This is a genomic window from Sulfurovum aggregans (assembly GCF_055385215.1).
Window position 1 is genome coordinate 481,426 of record NZ_AP042387.1, and the last position, 21,211, is coordinate 502,636.

At 42.7% G+C, this 21,211-nt stretch carries 22 protein-coding genes; 5 read left to right on the forward strand and 17 right to left on the reverse strand.

Annotated features, from left to right (window positions below; translation table 11 throughout):
- Nucleotides 1-8: 8 nt before the first annotated feature.
- From ACZ48W_RS02285 to ACZ48W_RS02365, 17 genes are all read right to left on the reverse strand, one after another.
- Nucleotides 9-3,149 carry a translocation/assembly module TamB domain-containing protein gene (locus ACZ48W_RS02285; protein ID WP_464829461.1) on the reverse strand — a complete coding sequence of 1,047 codons (3,141 nt, stop codon included), beginning with the start codon at nt 3,147-3,149 and terminating at the stop codon, nt 9-11.
- A gap of 31 nt (nt 3,150-3,180) precedes the next feature.
- Entirely contained in the window at nt 3,181-4,935 is a 1,755-nt protein-coding gene (locus ACZ48W_RS02290; RefSeq protein ID WP_464829464.1) for an autotransporter assembly complex protein TamA, read from the reverse strand.
- Between the two features lie 78 nt (nt 4,936-5,013).
- Complete coding sequence (locus tag ACZ48W_RS02295) at nt 5,014-5,937, reverse strand: NAD(P)H-dependent glycerol-3-phosphate dehydrogenase (protein ID WP_464829467.1); 924 nt, start codon at nt 5,935-5,937, stop codon at nt 5,014-5,016.
- Entirely contained in the window at nt 5,934-6,080 is a 147-nt protein-coding gene (locus tag ACZ48W_RS02300) for a hypothetical protein (protein WP_464829471.1), read from the reverse strand. Before ACZ48W_RS02300 ends, ACZ48W_RS02295 begins: the two co-directional genes overlap by 4 nt.
- On the reverse strand, nt 6,077-6,775 hold the full coding sequence (locus ACZ48W_RS02305; protein ID WP_464829473.1) for a potassium channel family protein: 699 nt from the start codon (nt 6,773-6,775) through the stop codon (nt 6,077-6,079). Before ACZ48W_RS02305 ends, ACZ48W_RS02300 begins: the two co-directional genes overlap by 4 nt.
- A complete protein-coding gene (locus ACZ48W_RS02310; protein ID WP_464829475.1) occupies nt 6,772-8,319 on the reverse strand; it encodes an ion transporter in 1,548 nt (515 codons plus the stop codon). Before ACZ48W_RS02310 ends, ACZ48W_RS02305 begins: the two co-directional genes overlap by 4 nt.
- 15 nt (nt 8,320-8,334) lie before the next feature.
- Nucleotides 8,335-9,765 (reverse strand): Asp-tRNA(Asn)/Glu-tRNA(Gln) amidotransferase subunit GatB, encoded by a 1,431-nt coding sequence (gene gatB / locus ACZ48W_RS02315; RefSeq protein WP_464829478.1) that lies wholly within the window; start codon nt 9,763-9,765, stop codon nt 8,335-8,337.
- 96 nt (nt 9,766-9,861) lie between these two features.
- On the reverse strand, nt 9,862-10,146 hold the full coding sequence (locus ACZ48W_RS02320; protein ID WP_464829480.1) for a hypothetical protein: 285 nt from the start codon (nt 10,144-10,146) through the stop codon (nt 9,862-9,864).
- Nucleotides 10,147-10,156: 10 nt separating this feature from the next.
- Entirely contained in the window at nt 10,157-10,876 is a 720-nt protein-coding gene (locus ACZ48W_RS02325; protein WP_464829482.1) for a F0F1 ATP synthase subunit A, read from the reverse strand.
- A 91-nt stretch (nt 10,877-10,967) separates the two neighbouring features.
- Nucleotides 10,968-11,723 (reverse strand): TIGR02757 family protein, encoded by a 756-nt coding sequence (locus ACZ48W_RS02330; protein WP_464829484.1) that lies wholly within the window; start codon nt 11,721-11,723, stop codon nt 10,968-10,970.
- 131 nt (nt 11,724-11,854) lie between these two features.
- Nucleotides 11,855-12,577 carry an LPS export ABC transporter ATP-binding protein gene (lptB, locus tag ACZ48W_RS02335; RefSeq protein WP_464829486.1) on the reverse strand — a complete coding sequence of 241 codons (723 nt, stop codon included), beginning with the start codon at nt 12,575-12,577 and terminating at the stop codon, nt 11,855-11,857.
- Nucleotides 12,577-12,990: a tRNA (adenosine(37)-N6)-threonylcarbamoyltransferase complex ATPase subunit type 1 TsaE gene (gene tsaE, locus ACZ48W_RS02340; RefSeq protein WP_464829488.1), complete on the reverse strand. Its 414-nt coding sequence runs from the start codon at nt 12,988-12,990 to the stop codon at nt 12,577-12,579. The genes lptB and tsaE overlap by 1 nt, the downstream gene beginning before the upstream one ends.
- Nucleotides 12,991-13,156: 166 nt before the next feature.
- Nucleotides 13,157-14,134 (reverse strand): anthranilate phosphoribosyltransferase, encoded by a 978-nt coding sequence (gene trpD / locus ACZ48W_RS02345; protein WP_464829490.1) that lies wholly within the window; start codon nt 14,132-14,134, stop codon nt 13,157-13,159.
- 188 nt (nt 14,135-14,322) lie between these two features.
- Nucleotides 14,323-14,571, reverse strand: coding sequence for an RNA-binding S4 domain-containing protein (locus ACZ48W_RS02350; RefSeq protein ID WP_464829493.1), 249 nt, complete (start codon nt 14,569-14,571; stop codon nt 14,323-14,325).
- On the reverse strand, nt 14,568-14,690 hold the full coding sequence (locus tag ACZ48W_RS02355) for a hypothetical protein (RefSeq protein ID WP_464829495.1): 123 nt from the start codon (nt 14,688-14,690) through the stop codon (nt 14,568-14,570). The genes ACZ48W_RS02350 and ACZ48W_RS02355 overlap by 4 nt, the downstream gene beginning before the upstream one ends.
- Before the next feature lie 34 nt (nt 14,691-14,724).
- Nucleotides 14,725-14,958, reverse strand: a complete 234-nt coding sequence (locus ACZ48W_RS02360) for a hypothetical protein (RefSeq protein ID WP_464829497.1) — start codon at nt 14,956-14,958, stop codon at nt 14,725-14,727.
- Nucleotides 14,959-15,023: 65 nt separating this feature from the next.
- Nucleotides 15,024-16,217, reverse strand: a complete 1,194-nt coding sequence (locus ACZ48W_RS02365) for a tetrahydrodipicolinate N-succinyltransferase N-terminal domain-containing protein (RefSeq protein ID WP_464829500.1) — start codon at nt 16,215-16,217, stop codon at nt 15,024-15,026.
- A 68-nt stretch (nt 16,218-16,285) separates the two neighbouring features.
- On the opposite strand from ACZ48W_RS02365, the gene ACZ48W_RS02370 reads away from it, so the two are divergent.
- The 5 genes from ACZ48W_RS02370 to ACZ48W_RS02390 all read left to right on the forward strand — a co-directional run bounded on the left by ACZ48W_RS02370 (nt 16,286) and on the right by ACZ48W_RS02390 (nt 21,211).
- Nucleotides 16,286-16,450, forward strand: a complete 165-nt coding sequence (locus tag ACZ48W_RS02370; protein ID WP_464829502.1) for a hypothetical protein — start codon at nt 16,286-16,288, stop codon at nt 16,448-16,450.
- 447 nt (nt 16,451-16,897) lie between these two features.
- Nucleotides 16,898-18,730, forward strand: coding sequence for a TonB-dependent receptor plug domain-containing protein (locus ACZ48W_RS02375; RefSeq protein ID WP_464829504.1), 1,833 nt, complete (start codon nt 16,898-16,900; stop codon nt 18,728-18,730).
- Between the two features lie 48 nt (nt 18,731-18,778).
- A complete protein-coding gene (locus ACZ48W_RS02380; RefSeq protein ID WP_464829506.1) occupies nt 18,779-19,600 on the forward strand; it encodes an ABC transporter substrate-binding protein in 822 nt (273 codons plus the stop codon).
- Nucleotides 19,581-20,279, forward strand: coding sequence for an ATP-binding cassette domain-containing protein (locus tag ACZ48W_RS02385; protein WP_464829508.1), 699 nt, complete (start codon nt 19,581-19,583; stop codon nt 20,277-20,279). The genes ACZ48W_RS02380 and ACZ48W_RS02385 overlap by 20 nt, the downstream gene beginning before the upstream one ends.
- On the forward strand, nt 20,276-21,211 hold the full coding sequence (locus ACZ48W_RS02390; protein ID WP_464829510.1) for a FecCD family ABC transporter permease: 936 nt from the start codon (nt 20,276-20,278) through the stop codon (nt 21,209-21,211). Before ACZ48W_RS02385 ends, ACZ48W_RS02390 begins: the two co-directional genes overlap by 4 nt.

Here is a 21,211-nt window from a genome sequence, read left to right on the forward strand (position 1 = left end):
GATCCGGGTTAGAAATCCCCTTTGTAAAAGATATCTCCGGAACTTGATTCCGGGCTGATCGTGATGACACTTTCGATATTTCTGCTGTAGTCATATTTCAGCCTCACACTGGAGACTTCATCATTGATATAGATGATCGTGATCTTGTCTGTCAGTTTTTTGCCTACTTCCACACTGTTCCCTGCCCCCAGAACAAGATGGTCGAGTTTGATACCTACATTGGAGAGTGCCGATTTTGCCATCGCCCCTCCCATCATCTTCATCATCTCCTCACCGCTGTTACTCTCTGCTCCCGCTTCAGAATCAAAAAGGATCACAGAGAGGATCTGCTCCCTTGTCAGATACGGAACCGAACTGAAGTTGATATTCGGCAGATCCGGTGTACCTGTGACCGAGACTGAAATCAGATATTTAACGGTTTTGTATTCTGCTTTGATATCCAGGATCGGCTGATTGATATCTCCTGTAAAATAAACAGAACTTCGCTTCAGAACGAATTTTTTATCCTGAAAGATATAACTCCCCCCTGCCGGTAATTCCACCATTCCCAAAACGAGTACAGCAGTTCCTGCAGCTTTTTCTATCCCGAGATCGACTTTCGCCTGTATATTCACATCCCCCTGTCTATAGACCAGCGGTTTTTTCGTTCTGACCTTTACGGAGATACTGAGGTTGTCTGTAAAAGGACTGCTTTCCTTTACTTTTTTTCTCTCCTGGACAATGATGATATCACTGTCTGAAGCAAAGGTTTTCTGTCTGAGGTCATAGTGGATATCACCTCCCAGCAGCGTTAACTCCCCCTTGACAGAGGTCTGATTGCCGTCCAGTTCCGTATTGAGGCTGACCGCACTGTCCAGGTCGATCCATTCATGTGCAACATGCAGTGATGATGCCTCTGCCGACATTTTTCCTTTTTTCTTTTTCAGATCGTATGTTCCGACCACTTTAAGCTGATCATTCAGCCAGAACGGTGAGATCTCTACCGTATCCGCTTTCAGATTGACGAGGGAAGGTTTCGTAGAAAAGAATTTCATTTTGTTATAGGTCACACTATACTCTTTCAGTAATACTTTGGCGCGCTCAAGACTTATCCTGACCTTCACATCATTGATGAGATGTTCTGTTTTCCTGTCAGGCTGATAGATGACCTTGGGTGAAGTAAGCGTGATATCCGCCTGTTTCAATGCTGTAATATCCAGAGAAAGATCCAATGCACCTTCAAGAGGCGGCAGATACTCCAAGGTATAAAAGGACCGTACACTGTCCGACAGAGACTTCATCGAATCTACATGCGTATTGACCGTGATCTTTTTCCGGGCAACCCCTTTTACCTTCGTGACCAGACCTGCCAGCTTGATCTCACCATCGACTTTTCCCTTCCCGAGAACATATTTCATCTTTGAAGAAAGTACTTCGGATCCCAGTTCAAGTGTAACATTACTCTCTGCCAACAGTGCATTGATCCTGAGAGGATCAAGCGCATCCCATCGGATATTTTCATTCCATGATCTCAGGAGGGAATGATCAGGCAGATGAGCTATCGCTTTGATCCCCAATGTTTTTCCATATACGATATCTGCATCTATATCCGCAATATTGGAGAGGATCTTTACTTTGGCTTTTACAGGAGTGATCCTTTTGAAATCCAAAGGAGCATCGAAGGTCACATTGACCTTGCTTCCGTTCAGCTCTGCAGGCAGACTCACCATTTCATTTACACTAATCGCTTTGGTCGTTTCCAGATGCAATTCTCCTTTCTTAAGATCTGCCGAATCAAAAGTTCCTTTAACCCCGTCTGCTGCCATTACTATTCCGGCTTTCATACTATCTCCGCTATAGCGGATCTTCAGATTTTTTAAAGGCTTGGTGAATTTCGCATCAATACCGATCAGCTCTTTTGCTTTGATCTCTCCCCTGTAACTTATTTCCCCATCCATTGTAAAGATATTGGTAACAGAGATATCTTTTGCATACGGTGTAGTGATCAACATATCGGAGTCAGCCGTAAGTATATTCTTCCTGATATCATAGACCACATGGCTCAATATACTGTTCACATCCAGGTTGAATTCACCGTTTTTGCTGATCAGCACATGTTTTGCTTTCGCTCTTATATCTGCACTGATACGTTCTTTGGATGCATTAAAATCAACCATGATATCACCTATGGCTTCTTTTCGCAGAGGAAGATCATAAAGTTCGAAAAGCTTTTTGTTCGGTGTCAGATCGATCCTGCCTGACAAGCGGTTGTTCCTGATCTTTCCGCTATGCCTGAAATTACTGAGATTCGTTGTTCCCTTGAGATCTACAGAACCTTTCTCAATCAAAAGTGCTTCTGCATCAAACCTGAGATCCCTGGCATCCAATACCAGTCTGAGCACATGCAGAGGATCATACACTGCAGGAAGTATATCTGCATGAAAAGATTTAAGGATAACAGTTTTGGGAAGAGGAGAAGCATCTTTACTCTGTTCCGTACGGTTCTGCTCTGCAGATGCTGTTCTGCCACTCCCGTTATTTTCATTGGAAAAAAGTTTCTGTAATGCCAGCGTATCAATATCTGTCCATACCAGATGCTCAAAACTGAGCGTATCCCCCGTCAAAGACCCTTCCGCATCGATCCTGCTTATATTGCTCTCTGTCAAAAATACGAAATTCCCGATCTGCAGTCTCTCTGCTGCATATTGTATCTCTTTCGCATCCAGGAGCGTTTTGGAGACAAAGATCCCCTGTTCCCGGAAAGGGTCCACACTGAGATGTACCCTGCCTACATTTACAGTAAAACCAAAAGGGCCGGAACTGCTGTTATCCTCCTGTATGAAAGCGGCCGCCAGACGTTTCGCCGTATCGATATTCAAAGCATCGATATTGATCTTATGGATCGTGATACTCTTATACAGCAGGCGGGAAGTATCCCACCTGAAATTCAGGTCTTCAACAAGAGGTTCACCCTTGAATTTCACTCCGCTTATGCTGACACCCGTAAGGATATTCCCTGTAATACTCCTGTAGGAGATCTCATAGTCAGGTGCAAAACGCTCTGCCGCTTTCTGTATGACAAAAGAGGAGTTCGCCGCAAAGACCATTGCCAGGAGCAGTACGGCAAAGCTTATGAGAGCCCCATAGAATATGCGCCGAAGACTTCTCATTCTCTGCCTCTTCTTTCTCTACTGATATCTCTCAAAATGATTGTCCTATCTGGAACTGTATACCATACTGTGATATATCACGTACATTGAATCCCACATCCAGTTTGAACGGTCCTATAGGGGTCATATAACGTATGCCTGCACCAACGGAGCTGATGACCTCTCCTGAAAAAGTGAAACTCTCCTCATCCAGCATCGTATTATCCGTAAACAGTGCTCCGTACACATCACCCCATATAGGATAATCCGCCTCAAAAGAGAGATTCGCCATGGTCATTGCCCCTTCTATACTGTACTTGACAGGGGAGAGGATCACCCCCATCTCATTATAGCCGTAGGCACGGTTGGAGAAGGATCCCCCTGCAAAAAAGAGTTTTGATTCAGGAAGCTCCTCCGAATTCCCCTCTATGAAACCTGTTTTTCCTACCACAGCAAGGGTCAGCTCACCAAAGGTATGGATGAACCTTCCCTCAAAAAGGGTTTTAATGTAATCACTCGCCTTGTTATCATACGCTAAACCATACTCCAGATAAGCAGAAAGATAATACCCCTCCTTGGGATTGAGTTTGGAATCTCTTCCGTCATAGATCATACTGATATAAGGGTAGAAAAGTAAAAAAGTCCCTTCATTGATAGCATGGGACAATGGATTTCCCTGCATATTATTCAAAAGTGAAATAGTGATATTTTCCAATGTCAGACCTGTCCTGAGTATCAGTTTCTTACTCGTATACCCCAGGAATACCTTTCCATAGGCTTTCTCCTCTTTGAAACCTTCAAATTCAAGATTCGAATATCCTGTTTTTGCACCCAGATCGATATAATAACCATACATACTGAAGAATGCCGGTTTGAAGAATTCCAGATCCACCAATTGTTCTTTGGCCGACCAGGCAGCTTTTGTCTTCAGTTTCTGTGCATTCCCCAGAAAATTCTTTTTAACATACTCTGCCTGTACCCGGGGTCCCACATACGTATCATATCCGGCACCCACACGGTAGTGGTGACTCTTTTTTATCTCTGTGATATTAATATCTACAGGTACCACATTATAGAATTTTCTGTCATACCTGACCAGTACATTGTCAAAGGCATCCAAAGCATAGAGTGCCGCATAGGTATCCTTGATCAGTTCCGTATCAAACCGTTCTCCTTCAGCTGCCCTGGCCCTTGACTCTACAACCTCATGGCTGATACTCTCCAAACCTGTTACTGTCACCTTTCCGAAAGTACAGATACCGCCTTTTTTCAGTCTGTATCTCAGATCTGCTGTATGTTTGTCCAGATCGACATACGCTTTGGTATCCAGATCATAACTGCAATATCCGTCTTTCAGCAACGCTTCAATGATCGTATTTTTGATATTCACAAAATCTTTGGATCTGAATATCTCACCTTTTTTGATAGTGATCATTGCTGCAAGATCATAGTCGCTGCTGATATTGATATCACTGATCTTTATAGGACTGTTCTCTTCGATCTTTACTTCTACAGTCGTATTTGTCTCTTTGATATTGAATGTTGCATTGTAAAACCCTTCTGAATCATAAAAATTCTTCAGTGAAGGTCCCAGGGTAAGAAGGAGTTTGTCTTTGATCCTGGGAGTATCCTCTTTCCAGAACTGGAAAAAACTTCTGTGTTCAACACCCAGGGCATCCTGCAGTCTCTCTTCATCAAAATGTTCCTGTCCGGTAAAATGAATGATATGCGTAGGAAGTTCCGGCTCTTCAGAGACAAGCAGGGTAGTGAAGCATAACAGTATGATGAATATCCGTTTATAATACATGATAGAAAGTACTCCTAATATCTATTCTATCAAAAACTAACTAATATATACATAGATAAAAATATCTTATGCTTTTCATCACTCCTGATCAGGATCCTGGCTGTCCGGCTTCTGCGGCAGCAGCAGGTCCTTCACACTCTGATGCGGATCCTTCCCCTCTTCTATCATCGCATAGACTTCCTCGGCAATAGGCAGATAGATCTCTTTCTCTTCTGCTATTTTATGCAGTGCTTTGGCGGTAGGAACACCTTCTGCCACTTCCCCCAGTTCCTGAAGTATCTCCTCCATTTTTTTACCTTCTGCCAGTCCCAATCCTACCCTGTAGTTCCTTGAAAGAGTGGAACTTGCCGTGAGAAAGAGATCCCCGGCACCGCCCAGGGAGAGAAAAGTCTCCATCTTTGCACCGAAATAGACTCCGAAACGCGACATTTCTACCAATCCCCTTGAGATGAGTGCCGCCCTGGCATTGTTTCCGAGTCCAAGCCCGTCACAGACACCGCCGGCTATGGCAATGACATTTTTATAGGCACCCGATACTTCCGCCCCTACCACATCATCACTCACGTACCCTTTGATGAAATCAGGAAGATGATCTGCAAAGAGCTGTGCCAGTGCCGTATTCGCAGAGCTTATCATCAGTGCTGTAGGAAGGGACTGCTGTACTTCCGCAGCAAAAGAAGGACCGGAGATAAATGCCAGCCGGTCATTCGGTATGAATTCACCGTAGATATCATTGAGAAAAGCTCCGGTAGAAGTTTCGATCCCTTTGGCAGCTACCAGTACCTTTTGTCCTCTATCCTCAAAGTTCTTTTGCATCCACTCCCGTACGAATTGTGCAGGGATCGCCATGACCAGATACTCTCTGTCCAGTGCTTCATCCAGCGGGACAAAATTCTCTATCTCTTTTGGCGTACGGGAATGGATCACCACATCATTCTTCTGACTGTAGGCATGATACAATGCCTGTCCCCATTTTCCTGCTCCTATAATAGCCATTTTCATGCAAATTCTCCTTCAATGTAACCCGTTGCATGAGCCGACTGCTGAAGTCGGCACAACGTCAGCGTAGCTATCCGGACTTTGTTCAGATAGTGTCCAATAATAGCAAGTTCCCATTTTCCTGCTCCTATAATCGCCTTTTTCATGCTTCACTCCTTCCGATCACTGCTTCAAAATGTTCCAGGTCTTCCTGTTCACCGATGCATACCAGTATATCACCGCTGTCCAGCTTATGGGATATTCCACTGGTAATAAAGATAAAATGGTTGCTCAGTTCTTTGTCTATCATCCCGATCAGCATGATTCCGTATTTGGAGAGATCAGCCTCATCCACCATCACTCCGTCCAAAAAGGAATCTTTCGGTATCTCGATCTCCCGAAAGGAGATATTATGGGTATTCAGAATGAACCCGTCAAGCAGTTTGGTCGCAACAGGCTTGCGCAGGAGATTATGGATACGGTTGGCGGTCACACGGTAAAGGTCTATAACCCTCGTTGCACCGGCCATATAGAGTTTTTCCGTGGTATGTATCGAGTCGGAAAGTGCAACAATAGGAGAAGAGGGAAACAGATCATGCAGTGTAAGTGTCAGATAGACATTCAGATGGATGTCATCCATCACACAGATAAGATGGTCCTTTTTCTCTACAAGCAGCTTTTCCAGGTTTTCATCCTTGGTGACATCCATCAGCATAACATCCGCAAAACCATCCTCTTTTGCCTGTTTATACCGTGTTTTGTCGGATTCTATGACTGTAATGCGGAACTGGTCCTTCTGCAATCCTTCACCGATGATCTTTCCCTGTTTTCCGTATCCTATCATATATGCACGTTTTTTCACAGCAATCCCCTCTGGTGGATCTCTTTGAAATCATCCACACTGATCTTCAGTCCCATGATCACCATGACATCATTCTTCTCAAGAAGCAGCTCTTTACCGGGGTTGAAGATGAACGCACCGCTGCTCTCTCTTTTGAGTGCGATCAAAAGCAGTTTTTTCTCTTTCAACGGTATCTCTTCTATCCGTTTTCCTTCAAAACTTCCCCCCTCATAGACCGTAACTTCATCGATATGTGCCATACTCTTCCCGGTAAGGATCGCTTCCAGTGCATTGTACATGGTCGGCTGGCTTATCGCAGTCACCAGCATGACATTCGCAACATGGGACGGTTTCAGGACATGATCCGCACCGGCAAGCAGATATTTTCTCTCCATATTCTCATCGATCGCCTTTGCAATGACCAAGATATCCTTTGAAAGGCTCTTTGCATTGAGTGTAATATAGATATTCTCAATATCACTCTGCGTCAGACAGAGTACTGTGATCTTTGCATACTTGATATTGAACTTGCTTAGGACATCATATCTGCTGGCATCCTCTTCTATGGCATTGTATCCGTCTTTCAGTGCCTGCTTGACTTTCTGAGGATCCTTCTCCAGGATCACATAGGGATAGTTCAGCTCCTGCTCCTGTCTCAGGAACATCTTCACCAGCTGTCCGTACCCGCAGATGATCAGAAAAGCATCTTTGGTGTTGATCTCTTCTATGACACGGTTGTCTTTGAGCTCCGTCAATTTTTCGGAAAATGCCGAAACAATGACAGAGGTGACGAATGAGATCATTGCAAGACCTGAAACGATGATCAGCATAGATACTACCCGTCCTTCATGCGTGACAGGGGAGATATCACCGTATCCGACGGTTGAGATGGTCACCAGCGCCCAGTAGATAGCATCGAACAGTGTATTGATATGGGGATTCTGCGTCTCTTCGAATACATAGATGGCGATACCTGCCGTCATGACGATGAAGATAAGCAGGAAAAGAAGGGTAAGCAGTTCAAAACGTTTGTTGTTCAGAACCTCTACGAACTGATTGATGTTCTTGGTATAGCGCAGCAGTTTGAATACACGGAAAAGTACAAAAATACGCAATACTCTCAAAGGACGGTAGGCAGGCAGAATCGCCAGAAGGTCTATGATGGCGGCCGGGGTAACCATATATCGGAGTTTTCCTATGATGACCTTTTTAAGTGACGGCCAGAGTGAGAACTTTTTTTGAAGGAAGAGTGCTTTTTCATAATCACTGACAATGATCTTGTGCAGATCGTTATGTACCCAGATACGAGCGATATATTCTATAAAAAAAATAAAGGAAACCAAGTAGATATCATAAAAATCCATCCATTCAGGTACAGGATTCCTCACTTCATAGACCAGGATCCCTACGGAAGTAAGGATCAGGAAGATCATGAAGGAGTCAAGATATTTCTTATAGGGATATTCAGGTCTGTTCAGAATATTGACGAAAAAAGTCTTTACTTTTTTATAGGTATCAGAGCCATTGACCAGAAAAGCAAATTTTACGATCGTTTCTGATGCCATGGACTGATCCCTTCTCTATGAAAGCCGCTGTTTGAGTAACTCGTTCACTTTACCCGGGTTTGCAGATCCCTTGCTTGCTTTCATTGTCTGTCCTACAAAGAAACCGAAAAGTTTCTCTTTTCCGGACTTGTACTGCTCTACTTTATCCTGATTCGCAGCCAGGATCTCATCGATGATCGCAAGGATCGCCCCGTCGTCACTTACCTGTGCCAGGCCAAGCTTCTCTATGATCGCATCCACATCACGCTCTTCATTTTCCATCATATGGTCAAGTACCTCTTTGGCACCCTTTCCTGAGACAGTATCATCCGCTATTTTGGAGACCAGTTCACCCAGTGTCTTCGCACTGACCGGCGAATTCTCTATCTCCAGACCTGCCTTGTTCAAGCGTCCGAGCAGTTCCGAAGTCAGCCATGTCACTGCTGTTTTTGCCACCGCTCCATGCTCCAGCATCTCTTCAAAATAGTATGCCATCTCTTTCACTGAAGTAATGACCAGTGCATCATCTTTTTTGATCCCGAGCTCTTCCACATAGCGTTTGACTTTTGCATCCGGCAGTTCAGGGATCTCTTTTGCTTCCTCGACCATCTCATCCGTTACAATAAGCGGACGCAGGTCCGGATCCGGGAAATAGCGGTAATCCGCTGCTTCCTCTTTCCCTCTCATGGACTTGGTAACACCTTCTGCGACATTCCAGAGCCTTGTCTCCTGATGTACTTCCTGCTCATAGACACCGTCTTCATACGCCTCTGTCTGTCTCTGGACTTCATAGGCAATGGCAGCAGCCACAAACCTGAAAGAGTTGATGTTCTTGATCTCAACCCTTGTACCGAAGGCTTCCTGTCCTTTAGGACGTATGGAGACGTTCACATCACATCTGAATGACCCTTCCTGCATATTTGCATCAGAGATATCAAGATAACGTACCGTAGCGTGCAGCTTTTTCAGGTAAGCTACTGCCTCATCGGAAGATCTCATATCCGGCTCGGAAACGATCTCAAGCAACGGTGTACCTGCACGGTTGAGATCGACTTTGGAGTGGTTGCCTTCATGCATATTCTTCCCTGCATCCGCTTCAAGATGCGCCTGCGTCATACCGATACGTTTCTGGGAGCCGTCTTCAAGGTCGATGAAAAGCTCGCCTTTCTGTACAATAGCCTTTGTCAGCTGTGTGATCTGATAGGCAGAAGGACTGTCAGGATAGAAATAGGACTTTCTGTCAAAATGGGAAATATGATTTACATTCGCATTGATCGCATACCCGAACCGCATTGCTTTGATCGCAGCCTCCCGGTTCACGACAGGCAGTGCACCCGGAAGTGCCAGACAGGTAGGACAGGTATTTGTATTTTGATGCTCTGCAAAAGAGGTAGGACAAGAGCAGAAGAGTTTTGTTTTAGTGTTAAGTTGAACATGAACTTCAAGACCGATGACGGTTTCAAACATGGTTGTTTTCCTTATGAAATAATTAAATAGATTATAGCGTTTTGGTCATTTAAGAGAGTTTACGTCACCCTGAATCAGGCTCAGGAGAGTATGATATTAGCGGTCAGTACCGGTATGTGTTTTTTGCTCCAGGATCCGACGGAGCAGTTCTGTCTGTTTTTCAAGCTCTTCATGGTTCTCTTTCACAGTAATAATATGTTCAAGCAGAAGTACTGCTGCCAGACCGGGCAATGCACCTACCAGTGAAGAGACAAGAGCAAAGAAAAAACTGTTTTGGTAAAAAGAGAGAAAAGAGGTTGCGGCGCCGATGAGCACAAAGGCCCATACAACACCCAGGAGAAAGTTGATCACAAAGCCCAGAGGCTTATTGTTCAATCTCATTCAGGATCTGTTAAACAGCACCCATGGTATCGACAGCCGGATTCGGTGCTTTTTCATGCTCCTCATCGATCGCAACAGCACCTGCAAGATACACATAAATAAGGATCATGAATACGAATGTCTGTAACAATGCAGAGAATGTCAACAGAAGATACGCAGGAAGCGGTGCAATGAAAGGTACAAGCATCAAAAGTACCCACAGGAAGAGGTCATCACCCTTGATGTTACCGAAAAGTCTGAATGAAAGTGAGATGATCCTTGAAAGATGGGATACGATCTCAATAGGGAACATCAACGGTGCAAGTATTTTAACAGGGCCTGCAAAGTGTGCAAAATAATGTATTACACCATTCTTTTTAATACCTTCATAGTTGTAGTAAAAGAATACCATAAGAGCCAAAGGCAATGTAACATTGATATTTGAAGTCGGTGATTCGAATCCCGGAATAATACCGATCACGTTCGAAACAAAGATGAACATACCGACAGCAGCAACAAGCGGAAGATATTTTCTTGCAAGCTCTTCACCAATCACATCTTTACCCATAGCGATCACGCCGCCAAGGTATGCCTCCATTACATTCTGTGTACCGTTCGGTACTGCTCTAAGACTTTTTGTAGCCATTTTTGCGATAAGCATCACAATGACCGCCACTAAGATCAAGTGTGCAACGAACATCATCTGTCCATGGCCGAAAATAGCACCAAGGTAAGTAAATACACCTTCCATAAAACATCCTCTTGTTATAATTTGCCTGTATTATATAAAAAAAGTGTTAAATACCCGGTTAAAAAAAGACTATTTTTATAAGAATTTTTACTTATACCAACATTCTCTCCTGCCCTATACGGTAAAGTGCGAAATCATATTTGACAGGATCACTTTCATCAAAACCTTTCAGAGTATCAGTTAATTCCCGTACGGCTTTCATGTCATAACTCCTGCGTTTCAGAAGTCCCAGCATCCGTGACATTTTAAAGGTATGTGTATCCAGAGGCATCAGAAGATCTTTTTTGTCTATTTTCGACCATAATCCCATATCCAGCGCATCTTTGCGTACCATCCAGCGCAGATACATCATATAGCGTTTATAGGTTCCTGCAGCATTTACCTTTTTAGGTACGGAGCCTGTGAGAAAATCATATCCTCGTGTTGTATGGGGGTAGACAGATCTCACTCTGTCTATAAAATGCCACAATCCGTCCAGAATTTGATGCTCTTTTCTATAGCCTTCATAAAAGATATTTTCAATGCTGTCTATCTCTTTTAACCGTTTCAATGCAATGAAAAGAGCGGCCACATCCCCGCTTTTCTGAAAACGGTAGTAATGGGACGACAGTGCTTTTCTGATCATCTCTTCATTTGCATCAAGCAGCGAGAAGTCCAGACTTTGCAGGAATTTCACGATCTGCCCTGCATTGCCATAGGCAAACAGTGCACAGATAAGCGCAATGGATTCATCTTGATATTTGGAAGCTATCAACAGCGGATCAGGTTTTTCGCAGGAGAGTTCGGTAAGCGAATTTCGTCGACTCACTTCAGCATCAAGAAGCTGTTTGACTTCAGACAAACGCATTTTTTACCTCCCGCGTAGGTCTGGGTGCCCCACCCCGACATTCATCCAATATGCAAAAAGAATTACAAATTTTAATTTTATATTGTGATTGTATGCAAATTATTGTCGGGATGAGGGCAACCCGACCTACATCAAAATGTAAAATGCTCACCCAGGTAATGTTTACGCACGTTCTCGTCATTGGCGATCTCATCGCTTGTTCCGCTGGCAAGCATCTCCCCGCTGCGCATCACATAGGCTCTGTCACAGATATCCAGTGTTTCACGTACATTGTGGTCCGTGATAAGAATACCCATATCCAGATCCACAAGCTGTCTGATGATATTCTGGATATCGAGTACAGCAATAGGGTCAACCCCGGCAAAAGGTTCATCAAGCAGAAGGAATTTCGGCTCTCCCACCAGTGCCCTGGCGATCTCGACCCGTCTTCTTTCTCCTCCGCTCAGACGTATCCCCTGGCGGTTACGTATCGGTTCTATATTGAAGATCTCCAGCAGTTTTTCTATACGCGGATGTACCGTTTCATCCGGCAGGTCCAGCGCTTCAGCTGCGATCAGCAGATTTTCTTCAACCGTAAGGTCTTTGAAGATGCTTGATTCCTGGGGCAGATACCCTATCCCCAGCTGGGCACGTCTGCTTAACGGGAGTTCCGTCACATTCTCCCCGTCAAGAAAAACCTCTCCGCTCGTAGTACCGGTCAGTCCGCACACCATATAGAACGATGTTGTTTTTCCTGCCCCGTTGGGGCCTAAAAGACCGACGATCTCTTTGCTCTTTACGCGAAGAGAGATATCGTGTACGATCTTGGTCTTTTTAATGGTCTTGGAGAGAGATCTGGCTTCAAGTGTATGCATTATACGTTTATCCTATAGTTTCGGGCATTATCATATGGTTCAATGTCTATCGTGACAACATTATAGCCTACACCTTCTAAAAATGCTTTAAGTGCATCCGATCCCCACTCCACCATATGCCAGCCCGGTTTTTCGAACTCTTCAAAAAGCCCCATCTGCATGAACTCTTCATGCTCCAGACGGTAGAGGTCATAATGGCAGAGCCCTTCGCCGTAACAATGCTGCAATGAAAAAGTCGGAGAGGTCACTTCTCCCTCGATACCTCTTGCTTTGGCTATAGCCTGTGTAAGTGTGGTCTTCCCTGCTGCAAGATCTCCTCTGAGGAATACGATCGCATCGGCAGGGAGTGTCTCTTCCAGGTAACTGACCACTTTGTCAAGTTCCGACAGTGATGCCGTTATCTCTTTAATCATTTTGTTCCTACTTATGAATATCTGTAGGGGTGTCCCTTGTGGGCACCCTCTTTCAATCAAGGGCAACCACGAGGGATTGCCCCTACGGTGAAATCAGATACAATTATCTCTTTTTTATTAATTTTTTCCATATCTGAAATCTGTAGGGGTGTCTCTTGTGGGCACCCTACCCGAGTTTTTGGCTTATTTCAGCCATTCTTTTCAAATGCTCTTCAGCCTTGCCGCTGTCAAGTCCACTCTCTGCGATTGCTATGGCTTCTTTTATATCTCTGACATTTCCATCTACGAACAGTGCAAATGCCGCATTCAACACAACAATATCTCTTTTGGCACCACGCTCTTCTCCGGAAAAGATATCTCTGGTGATCTGCGCATTGAAAACAGCATCTCCGCCGAGTATTGCCTCTTTGGGTGCCTGTTTGAATCCAAAAGCTGCAGGGTTGATCTCGCCTTCAGAGATACGTCCTGATTCTACATAGGCAAAAGAGGTATTACATGCCAGTGAAATCTCATCCATGCCATCATGACTGCTCACCACATAAGCTCTTTTGGTATCAAGTTCAAGCAGTGCTTCTGCCATACGTTTGATATAGGAAGGGTCAAAGACACCCAAAAGGTATTTTTTTGCACCTGCAGGGTTGGTAAGCGGGCCCAATATGTTAAATATGGTTCTATGGTCGATAGACTTTCGTATCGGCATGATGTGTTTCATCGCAGGGTGATGGTTCATCGCAAAGATAAAACAAAAACCTGTCTCTTCAAGCATCTTTATTTGATTTTCAACAGAGAGATTGAGATTAATGCCTAATGCTTCAAGTACATCGGCCGAACCTGAATTGGAAGTAATACTTCTATTACCGTGTTTAGCCACTACACATCCAAGAGAAGCCAGCAAGAGTGAAACCGTTGTAGAGATATTAAAACTTCCGCTTTTGTCTCCGCCTGTACCCACAACATCTATGGCTTTTTCTCTCAATGTATCCGACAAAGGCAATTTTATTGAGTGTTCACGCATCACAGAAGCAGCAGCAGCGATATCTTCTGAAGTCTCACCTTTTTCATAAAGATCGATGAGAAATCGGCGTGCTTCAGCTTCGCTCATTTCATGGTCAAATAATCTTTCAAATTGTGTTCTTATATCCATATCATTCTCCGTAGGGTGCGTTTGCCAACGCACCAATGGCTAAGCCTTTCGGCGAAAATTTTATTTTATCCCAAATGTATCACAAGGTGCGTTGGCAAACGCACCCTACAACTCTTTCCCAGCCTCCATGGCTCCGCTTTGCTACGACCATTCCGGTTTCAAAGCTATAAAGGCAAAGCAGTTTGCCTTTATTCAACGCTTCTCACATATTCTTCTTTTTGACTCTTAGGTATCGTCTTTGTGGTAGGGATCTGAAGTACCTCATAAGATTTCGCTCCCTTAAGATATTCGATCGTGACCTTATCTCCGACTTTCAGATCCTTGGAGGCTTTGGCTTTCATTCCGTTGACAAATACAACCCCGCTTTTAAGCATATCTGTAGCGATCGTACGACGTTTTACGACATTCACTGCACTTAACCATTTATCAACTCTCATAAATCCTCCTTTCCCAGAAAGTGATAGTGACAGTGGATAGTGATAGAAACTTCACACTCTATAGTCATGATGACACCATCACCATCACCATCACCATCACTATCACTATAAACTATCACTATCAACTATCACTATCAACTATCACTGCACTTTTCACTGCTTGAAAAGTGCTTCCGCCGCCTTGGCTTCTGTAATACCTTTAACGGTCAATTGCCCGTCAACCAGATACTGTTCTGCTTTTAACTGCTTAAAAACCTGCTTTGCCTCTTTTAGCCCATACATTCCTGTATCAGCTAACATAAGCATCACATCGGTGAGTGTCTCATCGGGCTTTTTCTTGTAAATTCCAAGTAGTGTGACTTTTTTTATAATATCATCATCGTTCATATTTAATCTCCGTATGGGAAGATATTATCTTCCCCAAGGGTCGACACAAGATCGACCCCTACATGTTAATGCAGCTCTACGTTCAGTTTTACTTCTCTTGTACTTCTTCTTGCAATGATCTCACCAGTCAGAGAGTTCTGTCTGAAGTGGATACCGTTAAGTCCCTGAAGCTCTTCTCCTTTAAAGGTCGTTTTGCTGTCAAGCTCTGCTTCCGGATTCGCTGCTTTGATCTTCTCCAGCTCTTCAGGAGCGATCTTGATCTTTGTACCTGCCAGAATCGTAACACCGGCATCTACAATACAGGCATCTCCGAGAGGAAGGCCAGTTACTGAGTTCGCACCAAGAAGTGTGTTCTCACCGATACTGATAGGGTTACCATCTGTTCCACTTAGTACACCAAGGATACTTGCTCCTCCTCCTACATCTGAACCGGCACCTACAATAGCGGAAGAGGAGATACGGCCTTCAACCATCACAGGCCCAAGTGTACCCGCATTGAAGTTGATGTATGATGCACCCGGCATTACTGTTGTACCTGCAGCAAGCTGTGCACCCATACGTACTTTAGATGCATCCAGGATACGTGTATTATCTGCAGGGATCACATGTTGCAGGAATCTTGGGAATTTATCTACAGAGTCTACAGTCGGATACGTACCGTTAAGTTTCATTTCGATCTCGTTCTCTCTCAGATAGTCAAGTTCGTATGGTGTATTCCCAACCCAGGCAACGTTTGACAAGATACCAAATGCACCATTGAGATTTACTTTTCTTAATTCAGCTTTCGAGAGAGAAAGGGCATAGAGTTTCAAGTAAACCGCTTCTACACTTTCAGGATTTGCATCTTCGAACAAAAATACGATTCTGAAATCTTTACCGATGTCTTCCATTGCAGCAAGTGTTTTAACCACTTGTACATTTTTATGTGCATCACCTGTAGCCTCTGCAAGGTATGGTGCAAATGCCGCCATGGCATTGCTGACAAAGTTGTCATTAATCGTTGCAACGAACTCTGTCCCTGAAAAGTCCACAGTACATTTCGCCTCTTCAAGTGCTTTGATGAATACTGCTGCCGAACCGAAGTTCTCTTTCCAGTTAATAAGCCCGAAATTCGCCTGAAGTACTTTCTCTGCGTTCTTCTGACCTCTGTCCACTCTGGCGATACCAAATGCCATAGGCTCTCTATATCCCTCTTGTGATGTAACTTCTGCTACCAATTTTTTAAATGCGTCTGTTGATGTAACGGTTTCAATTGCCATTGAATTCTCCTAGTAAATAATTGAAGTGATTATACTTGATTTTATTTAAAATAGTGTAAAATCCCACCATGAAACACTTACGAGGCTATACCAGACGCTACTTTTCATTAGCAATCATTGCGATGTACTCAACACTTTACAAGTTGTGTACCATGGACAGTAACTTTCAGTACCATACATATGCCTTTAAAATAGAAGAATACAAAACTTCTCCTCCTGCAACGATCCTTTAATACAATATCTCTCTCGTTCCCACGGTCTGAGACTGTGAAAGAACCCATGGAAGTGGAGACTTCAGTCCCACCAAAAAACTTTTTTGCCTAAAAAAGTTTGTATTTAATGGAAAATATTGCTTTTTCTGTCAAAATAACCTAAAAATATGCAAATATTTTGGTGAGGCTGAAGCCTTCACTTCCGGGGTACCTAGTTCTTTCACAGTCTCTCTCCGTGGGAATGCATACTTTAATTCAAATATATAGACTCAAAATCCACCATTACATGGTGATCAGCGAAGTCTATATTACCACTTAACAGGGGACTTAAACTTAGATTTGAATTTATAATTTATATATGCATTCCCACGCAGAGCATGGGAACGAGTAAAATTTAAATTTACACAACAATCAAATATACAAACCGTCGGAGTGGGGACACCCCGACCTACGAAACAAGGAAAACACATGACAATAAAATCACTAAGCATCATAGCATCAACCCTGCTATTCACTACAAATATTCATGCAGATGAAACTCTGGAAGATATCATTATCACTTCTGCAACCAAATCAGAACAGAAGATCAAAGATGTTACATCTAACGTAAACGTTATCACAGCCCAAGAGATAGAAGAGAGAGGTTTTACAACGGTTACTGAAGCATTGAATTCTCTACCAGGTGTCTCTTTTACAAGTAATGGCGGATTAGGTCAAAGCACTTCTGTCATATTAAGAGGCATGGACTCACAAAGAACACTTGTACTTATAGATGGCATCCGCTATAACGATATCACGTCACTAAGCGGTGCTCCATTTGCTCATCTCATGATCAATGACATCAAACAGATCGAAGTAGTTAAAGGAGCCCAATCCGGTATCTGGGGAGCCGATGCAAGTGCCGGTATCATCAATATTATCACTAAAAAACCTGAAAGCGGTATTCATGGTTCTGTTCATGCAGAGAAAGGGAGTTTCAACACCAACAAATATGGTGCCACTCTCTCTTCTAAAACAGAAAATTACTACTTTAAAGCAAGTCACAATGTGATAGAAACAGATGGATTTACTGCACAGGCACCCGAAGGAGAAGATATAGACCAGTTTGAAGATGATGCTTATAAAAATAAAACAACCTCTTTACAATTTGGCTTCAATATAAATGAAACGAACAAAATAGATCTTTCCCATACTATCATTGATGCAACCAATCAATATGATCCTTACGGAGATCCGGATGGTTTTTCAAGCAGTACAACAGATGATACCTTCTCTTCGATCAACTTTCACCATATCGATAGTTTTAATGAACTGGATATCTATGCAAAAAGATCAATATTTGATAGAGAATATGTTTCTCCCTATGGAACTTCACCTTTTGACGGTGAGGTAAGGGAGTATGGATTTAAATCCAAAGTTCCATATCTTACAGAAGACTTTGTTGTCTGGGGTGCAGACTACAAAAGTTTTGAACACAAAAATGATATTGATGAGAAATTCAACAATAAAGGGATCTTTCTTACGAACAGTAACGTTTTCAAAGGATTCATGGGCGGGAAAACCATACTCACGGAATCATTGCGTTATGACAACTACAGTACTTTTGATAACAAATTGACAGGTAAAATAGGCCTTAAACATATTCATGAAAAAATTGAAGGACTTACCACATCTCTCAACTATGGTACTGCCTATAATGTTCCGACTCTTTATCAACTCTATTCTCCATATGGCAGTCCGCTGCTTGATCCGGAAGAGACCAGATCATTTGATATCACAGTAGAGTACAAAGAGTTTAAAGTAACCTATTTTGATACGAAAATCAATGATATGATCGATTTTGATATGAATACTTATACCTATGGGAATTTAGCCGGTACTTCAAAAATAAACGGCCTTGAGACTTCTTACCAAAAAGAAGTATTTGAAAACGTACTACTCTCGATCAACTATACGCATCTTTTCCAGGCAGAAGATCAAAATGGGGAAGATCTGAAAAGAAGAGCAAAAGAGAATTTAAAAATTGCTGTGGATTACTATGGTATAGAAAAACTTCATTTAGGTGTAGCCGCTGAGTATGTCGGTTCAAGAACCGATATAAAATATAATCCGGACTATACTACATCAGATATTGAGACAGGTAAATATACCGTGATCGATCTCACTGCGAACTATGACATTGCAAAAGAGATACAACTCTATGGTAAAATAGAAAACCTGACAGATAAATATTACCAAACAGTCTATGGTTATGCTACAAGTCCAAGAGCATTTTCTTTAGGTTTGAAAGCTAATTTCTAATATATTCGCAGGGTGCTGTTTTCAACGCACCTTTACAATAAGGCAAACATGAAAATATTACTATTTTTATTATTTACCATCTTTAGCTTTGCAGCACAACGCATCGTCACCCTTTCGCCTGCGATCAATGAGATCGTCTATGCTTTAGGTGCAGGAGATGATGTAGTGGGGAATACACAGTATTGTACCTACCCTGAAAATTCACTCTCGGTTGCTAAAGTAGGAGGCTACTTCAACCCAAACCTTGAAAAAATCCTCTCTTTGCAACCAAGCATCGTCATTATGCAGCAAAACAATTTCAAACTCGGCAAACAGCTTAACAAACTGGGTATTAAAACCAAAATTGTAAAAATAGACAGACTTCACAATATAAAAAGCTCCATCCTGGAGCTTGGACTGCTGTTAAACAAAGAGAGTAAGGCCAAAAGTATTGTAGAAGATATAGATAAACATTTAGATGCCATAAAAGGCATTATATCTGATCAAAAAATTCTTATTGTGATTGGACATAATACCTCTTTGGTGAAACAAATTTTTGTTGTAGGGCAAAACCTCTATCTTGATGATATCATCAATGCAAGCGGTAACCAAAATGCCTTACAGTCCAAAAGAGAGGGACAACCTATACTGAATCAGGAAAACATCATTGCGACCGATCCTGATATTGTCATTCTCCTGTCACCCTTCATCAAAGAGAAAGGGTTAAGCCCAAAAGAGCTGATAGCCCCATGGATGAAGCTCCCTCTCAACGCAAGCAAGAAAAAGCATATCTATATCATAGATAAAAAGTACGCAGGCGTACCCAGTGACAGACTGGTTCTGTTCCTGGAAGATTTCAGAAAGATACTCTATGCTTCTAAAAATCACTGATTTCAGCAATCAAATCCTAACCCAAATCACTTTTGAACTCAAGAGCGGCCAGAACCTTATTATCCTTGGTTCGAACGGTGTAGGAAAAACCACCTTGGCTAAAGTACTTTGCGGCATCACACCTAGCGGAAATGTCCGTATAGGCAACCTTGATCCCTCAAAGATCTTTGGAGAGAAAAGAGCCAGACTCATTAACTATATTCCTCCAAAACTGGAGATATTTGATGAATTCATGCGTGTTGGAGAATTTTTGGAATTGGGCTGTTTCAACCATGCTATCACTATAGATAAAGCGTTGGAAACAGTGGAGATAACACATTTAAAAGAAAAAACATGCCGTTCACTCAGCAGCGGGGAATCTCAACTCCTGCTTATTGCAAGCAGTCTTTTACACTCTGCGAACTATACCATTTTTGATGAGCCCACAGCCAATCTTGATCCAAAAAAAATACAAATGCTTTTTTCACATTTTAAAGAGAGTCACTTTTTACAGAGCAAGATCATTATTACCCATAATCTCGACTTTGCCTATAAACTTGGGTTCGACATTCTTTTTTTAGAAGATAAAAGAGTGAAATTCCATGGTGCATCAAAAGATTTCTTTACCCAGGAAAATTTAAATAAGCTCTATGACAAAAGTGTAGGGAAAATAGAGAACAATATCGTGGTGAATTTATGAAAACATCTATACTTTTACTTGCCTTCATTGTCCTCATCATCGCACCATTTACAGGACAGATACCTATAAGCCCTGCTAAACTGTTCGATCATTCGACCATGGATCATCAAATATTTTTTGATATTCGTCTGCCGCGTATGCTTTTAGCTTTTTTTGTAGGCGGCATATTGGCTTTGGGCGGACTGATCTTCCAAACCGTATTTAGAAACCCTATGAGTACTCCTTTCACCCTTGGAGTTGCCAGTGGGGCAACACTGTTCACAGCTATCGCTATTGTTTTAGGTTTCGGTGGTACAAGTTCTCTCTTTGCCTTTGTCGGAGCGATGCTGACCGTTATCATTCTCTTTATGGTAGCCAGTCGGTTTAAAACATATGACTCCTCCTCACTGCTTCTTGTAGGGATCGCCCTTTCATTTTTCTATGCTGCTGCATTAATGGTCATGTTTTACATCAGTAACTTGCAGGAGAGTTATGAGATCATGCGTTTTACTATGGGAAGTTTAGATATTGTAGGCTTTGAAAATATCTATCTGTTGGTCTTGACCTCTCTTTTTTTACTGGGTCTTATACAGTATTACCGTTATGAACTGCGGCTTCTGCTTACCTCCTATGAGTTTGCATATCTCAAAGGAGTGAATGTTAAAAAGCTTAACTATATTCTGCTTTTTACTGTCTCTTTAGCTGTAGGGGTGGCAGTGAGCCTTACAGGACCCATTGGTTTTGTAGGGCTGATCATCCCCCATATACTCAAAAGTATTTATGCTGAAAGTGCAGATAAACTCATCGTTCCTATCTTCTTTTACGGTGGAGTATTTTTAGTACTCTGTGACCTTGTGGGCAGAAATCTCGGAACCGTTACTGATGTACCTATTGGAGTTGTTACCTCATTTTTGGGAGCCCCATTCTTCATCTATCTTCTTATCAAGAGGTAA

Excerpts from the sequence above, each read along its gene's own strand:
- lptB (WP_464829486.1), bottom strand. The coding sequence starts at position 12,577 with ATGCATACACTTGAAGCCAGATCTCTCTCCAAGACCATTAAAAAGACC.
- ACZ48W_RS02300 (WP_464829471.1), bottom strand. The coding sequence starts at position 6,080 with ATGAAAAAGGCGATTATAGGAGCAGGAAAATGGGAACTTGCTATTATT.
- ACZ48W_RS02365 (WP_464829500.1), bottom strand. The coding sequence starts at position 16,217 with ATGGCAATTGAAACCGTTACATCAACAGACGCATTTAAAAAATTGGTA.
- gatB (WP_464829478.1), bottom strand. The coding sequence starts at position 9,765 with ATGTTTGAAACCGTCATCGGTCTTGAAGTTCATGTTCAACTTAACACT.
- ACZ48W_RS02380 (WP_464829506.1), top strand. The coding sequence starts at position 18,779 with ATGAAAATATTACTATTTTTATTATTTACCATCTTTAGCTTTGCAGCA.
- ACZ48W_RS02390 (WP_464829510.1), top strand. The coding sequence starts at position 20,276 with ATGAAAACATCTATACTTTTACTTGCCTTCATTGTCCTCATCATCGCA.
- ACZ48W_RS02370 (WP_464829502.1), top strand. The coding sequence starts at position 16,286 with ATGAAACACTTACGAGGCTATACCAGACGCTACTTTTCATTAGCAATC.
- ACZ48W_RS02360 (WP_464829497.1), bottom strand. The coding sequence starts at position 14,958 with ATGAACGATGATGATATTATAAAAAAAGTCACACTACTTGGAATTTAC.
- trpD (WP_464829490.1), bottom strand. The coding sequence starts at position 14,134 with ATGGATATAAGAACACAATTTGAAAGATTATTTGACCATGAAATGAGC.
- ACZ48W_RS02320 (WP_464829480.1), bottom strand. The coding sequence starts at position 10,146 with ATGAGATTGAACAATAAGCCTCTGGGCTTTGTGATCAACTTTCTCCTG.
- ACZ48W_RS02290 (WP_464829464.1), bottom strand. The coding sequence starts at position 4,935 with ATGTATTATAAACGGATATTCATCATACTGTTATGCTTCACTACCCTG.
- ACZ48W_RS02350 (WP_464829493.1), bottom strand. The coding sequence starts at position 14,571 with ATGAGAGTTGATAAATGGTTAAGTGCAGTGAATGTCGTAAAACGTCGT.
- ACZ48W_RS02285 (WP_464829461.1), bottom strand. The coding sequence starts at position 3,149 with ATGAGAAGTCTTCGGCGCATATTCTATGGGGCTCTCATAAGCTTTGCC.
- ACZ48W_RS02310 (WP_464829475.1), bottom strand. The coding sequence starts at position 8,319 with ATGGCATCAGAAACGATCGTAAAATTTGCTTTTCTGGTCAATGGCTCT.
- tsaE (WP_464829488.1), bottom strand. The coding sequence starts at position 12,990 with ATGATTAAAGAGATAACGGCATCACTGTCGGAACTTGACAAAGTGGTC.
- ACZ48W_RS02330 (WP_464829484.1), bottom strand. The coding sequence starts at position 11,723 with ATGCGTTTGTCTGAAGTCAAACAGCTTCTTGATGCTGAAGTGAGTCGA.
- ACZ48W_RS02375 (WP_464829504.1), top strand. The coding sequence starts at position 16,898 with ATGACAATAAAATCACTAAGCATCATAGCATCAACCCTGCTATTCACT.
- ACZ48W_RS02385 (WP_464829508.1), top strand. The coding sequence starts at position 19,581 with ATGCTTCTAAAAATCACTGATTTCAGCAATCAAATCCTAACCCAAATC.
- ACZ48W_RS02295 (WP_464829467.1), bottom strand. The coding sequence starts at position 5,937 with ATGAAAATGGCTATTATAGGAGCAGGAAAATGGGGACAGGCATTGTAT.
- ACZ48W_RS02325 (WP_464829482.1), bottom strand. The coding sequence starts at position 10,876 with ATGGAAGGTGTATTTACTTACCTTGGTGCTATTTTCGGCCATGGACAG.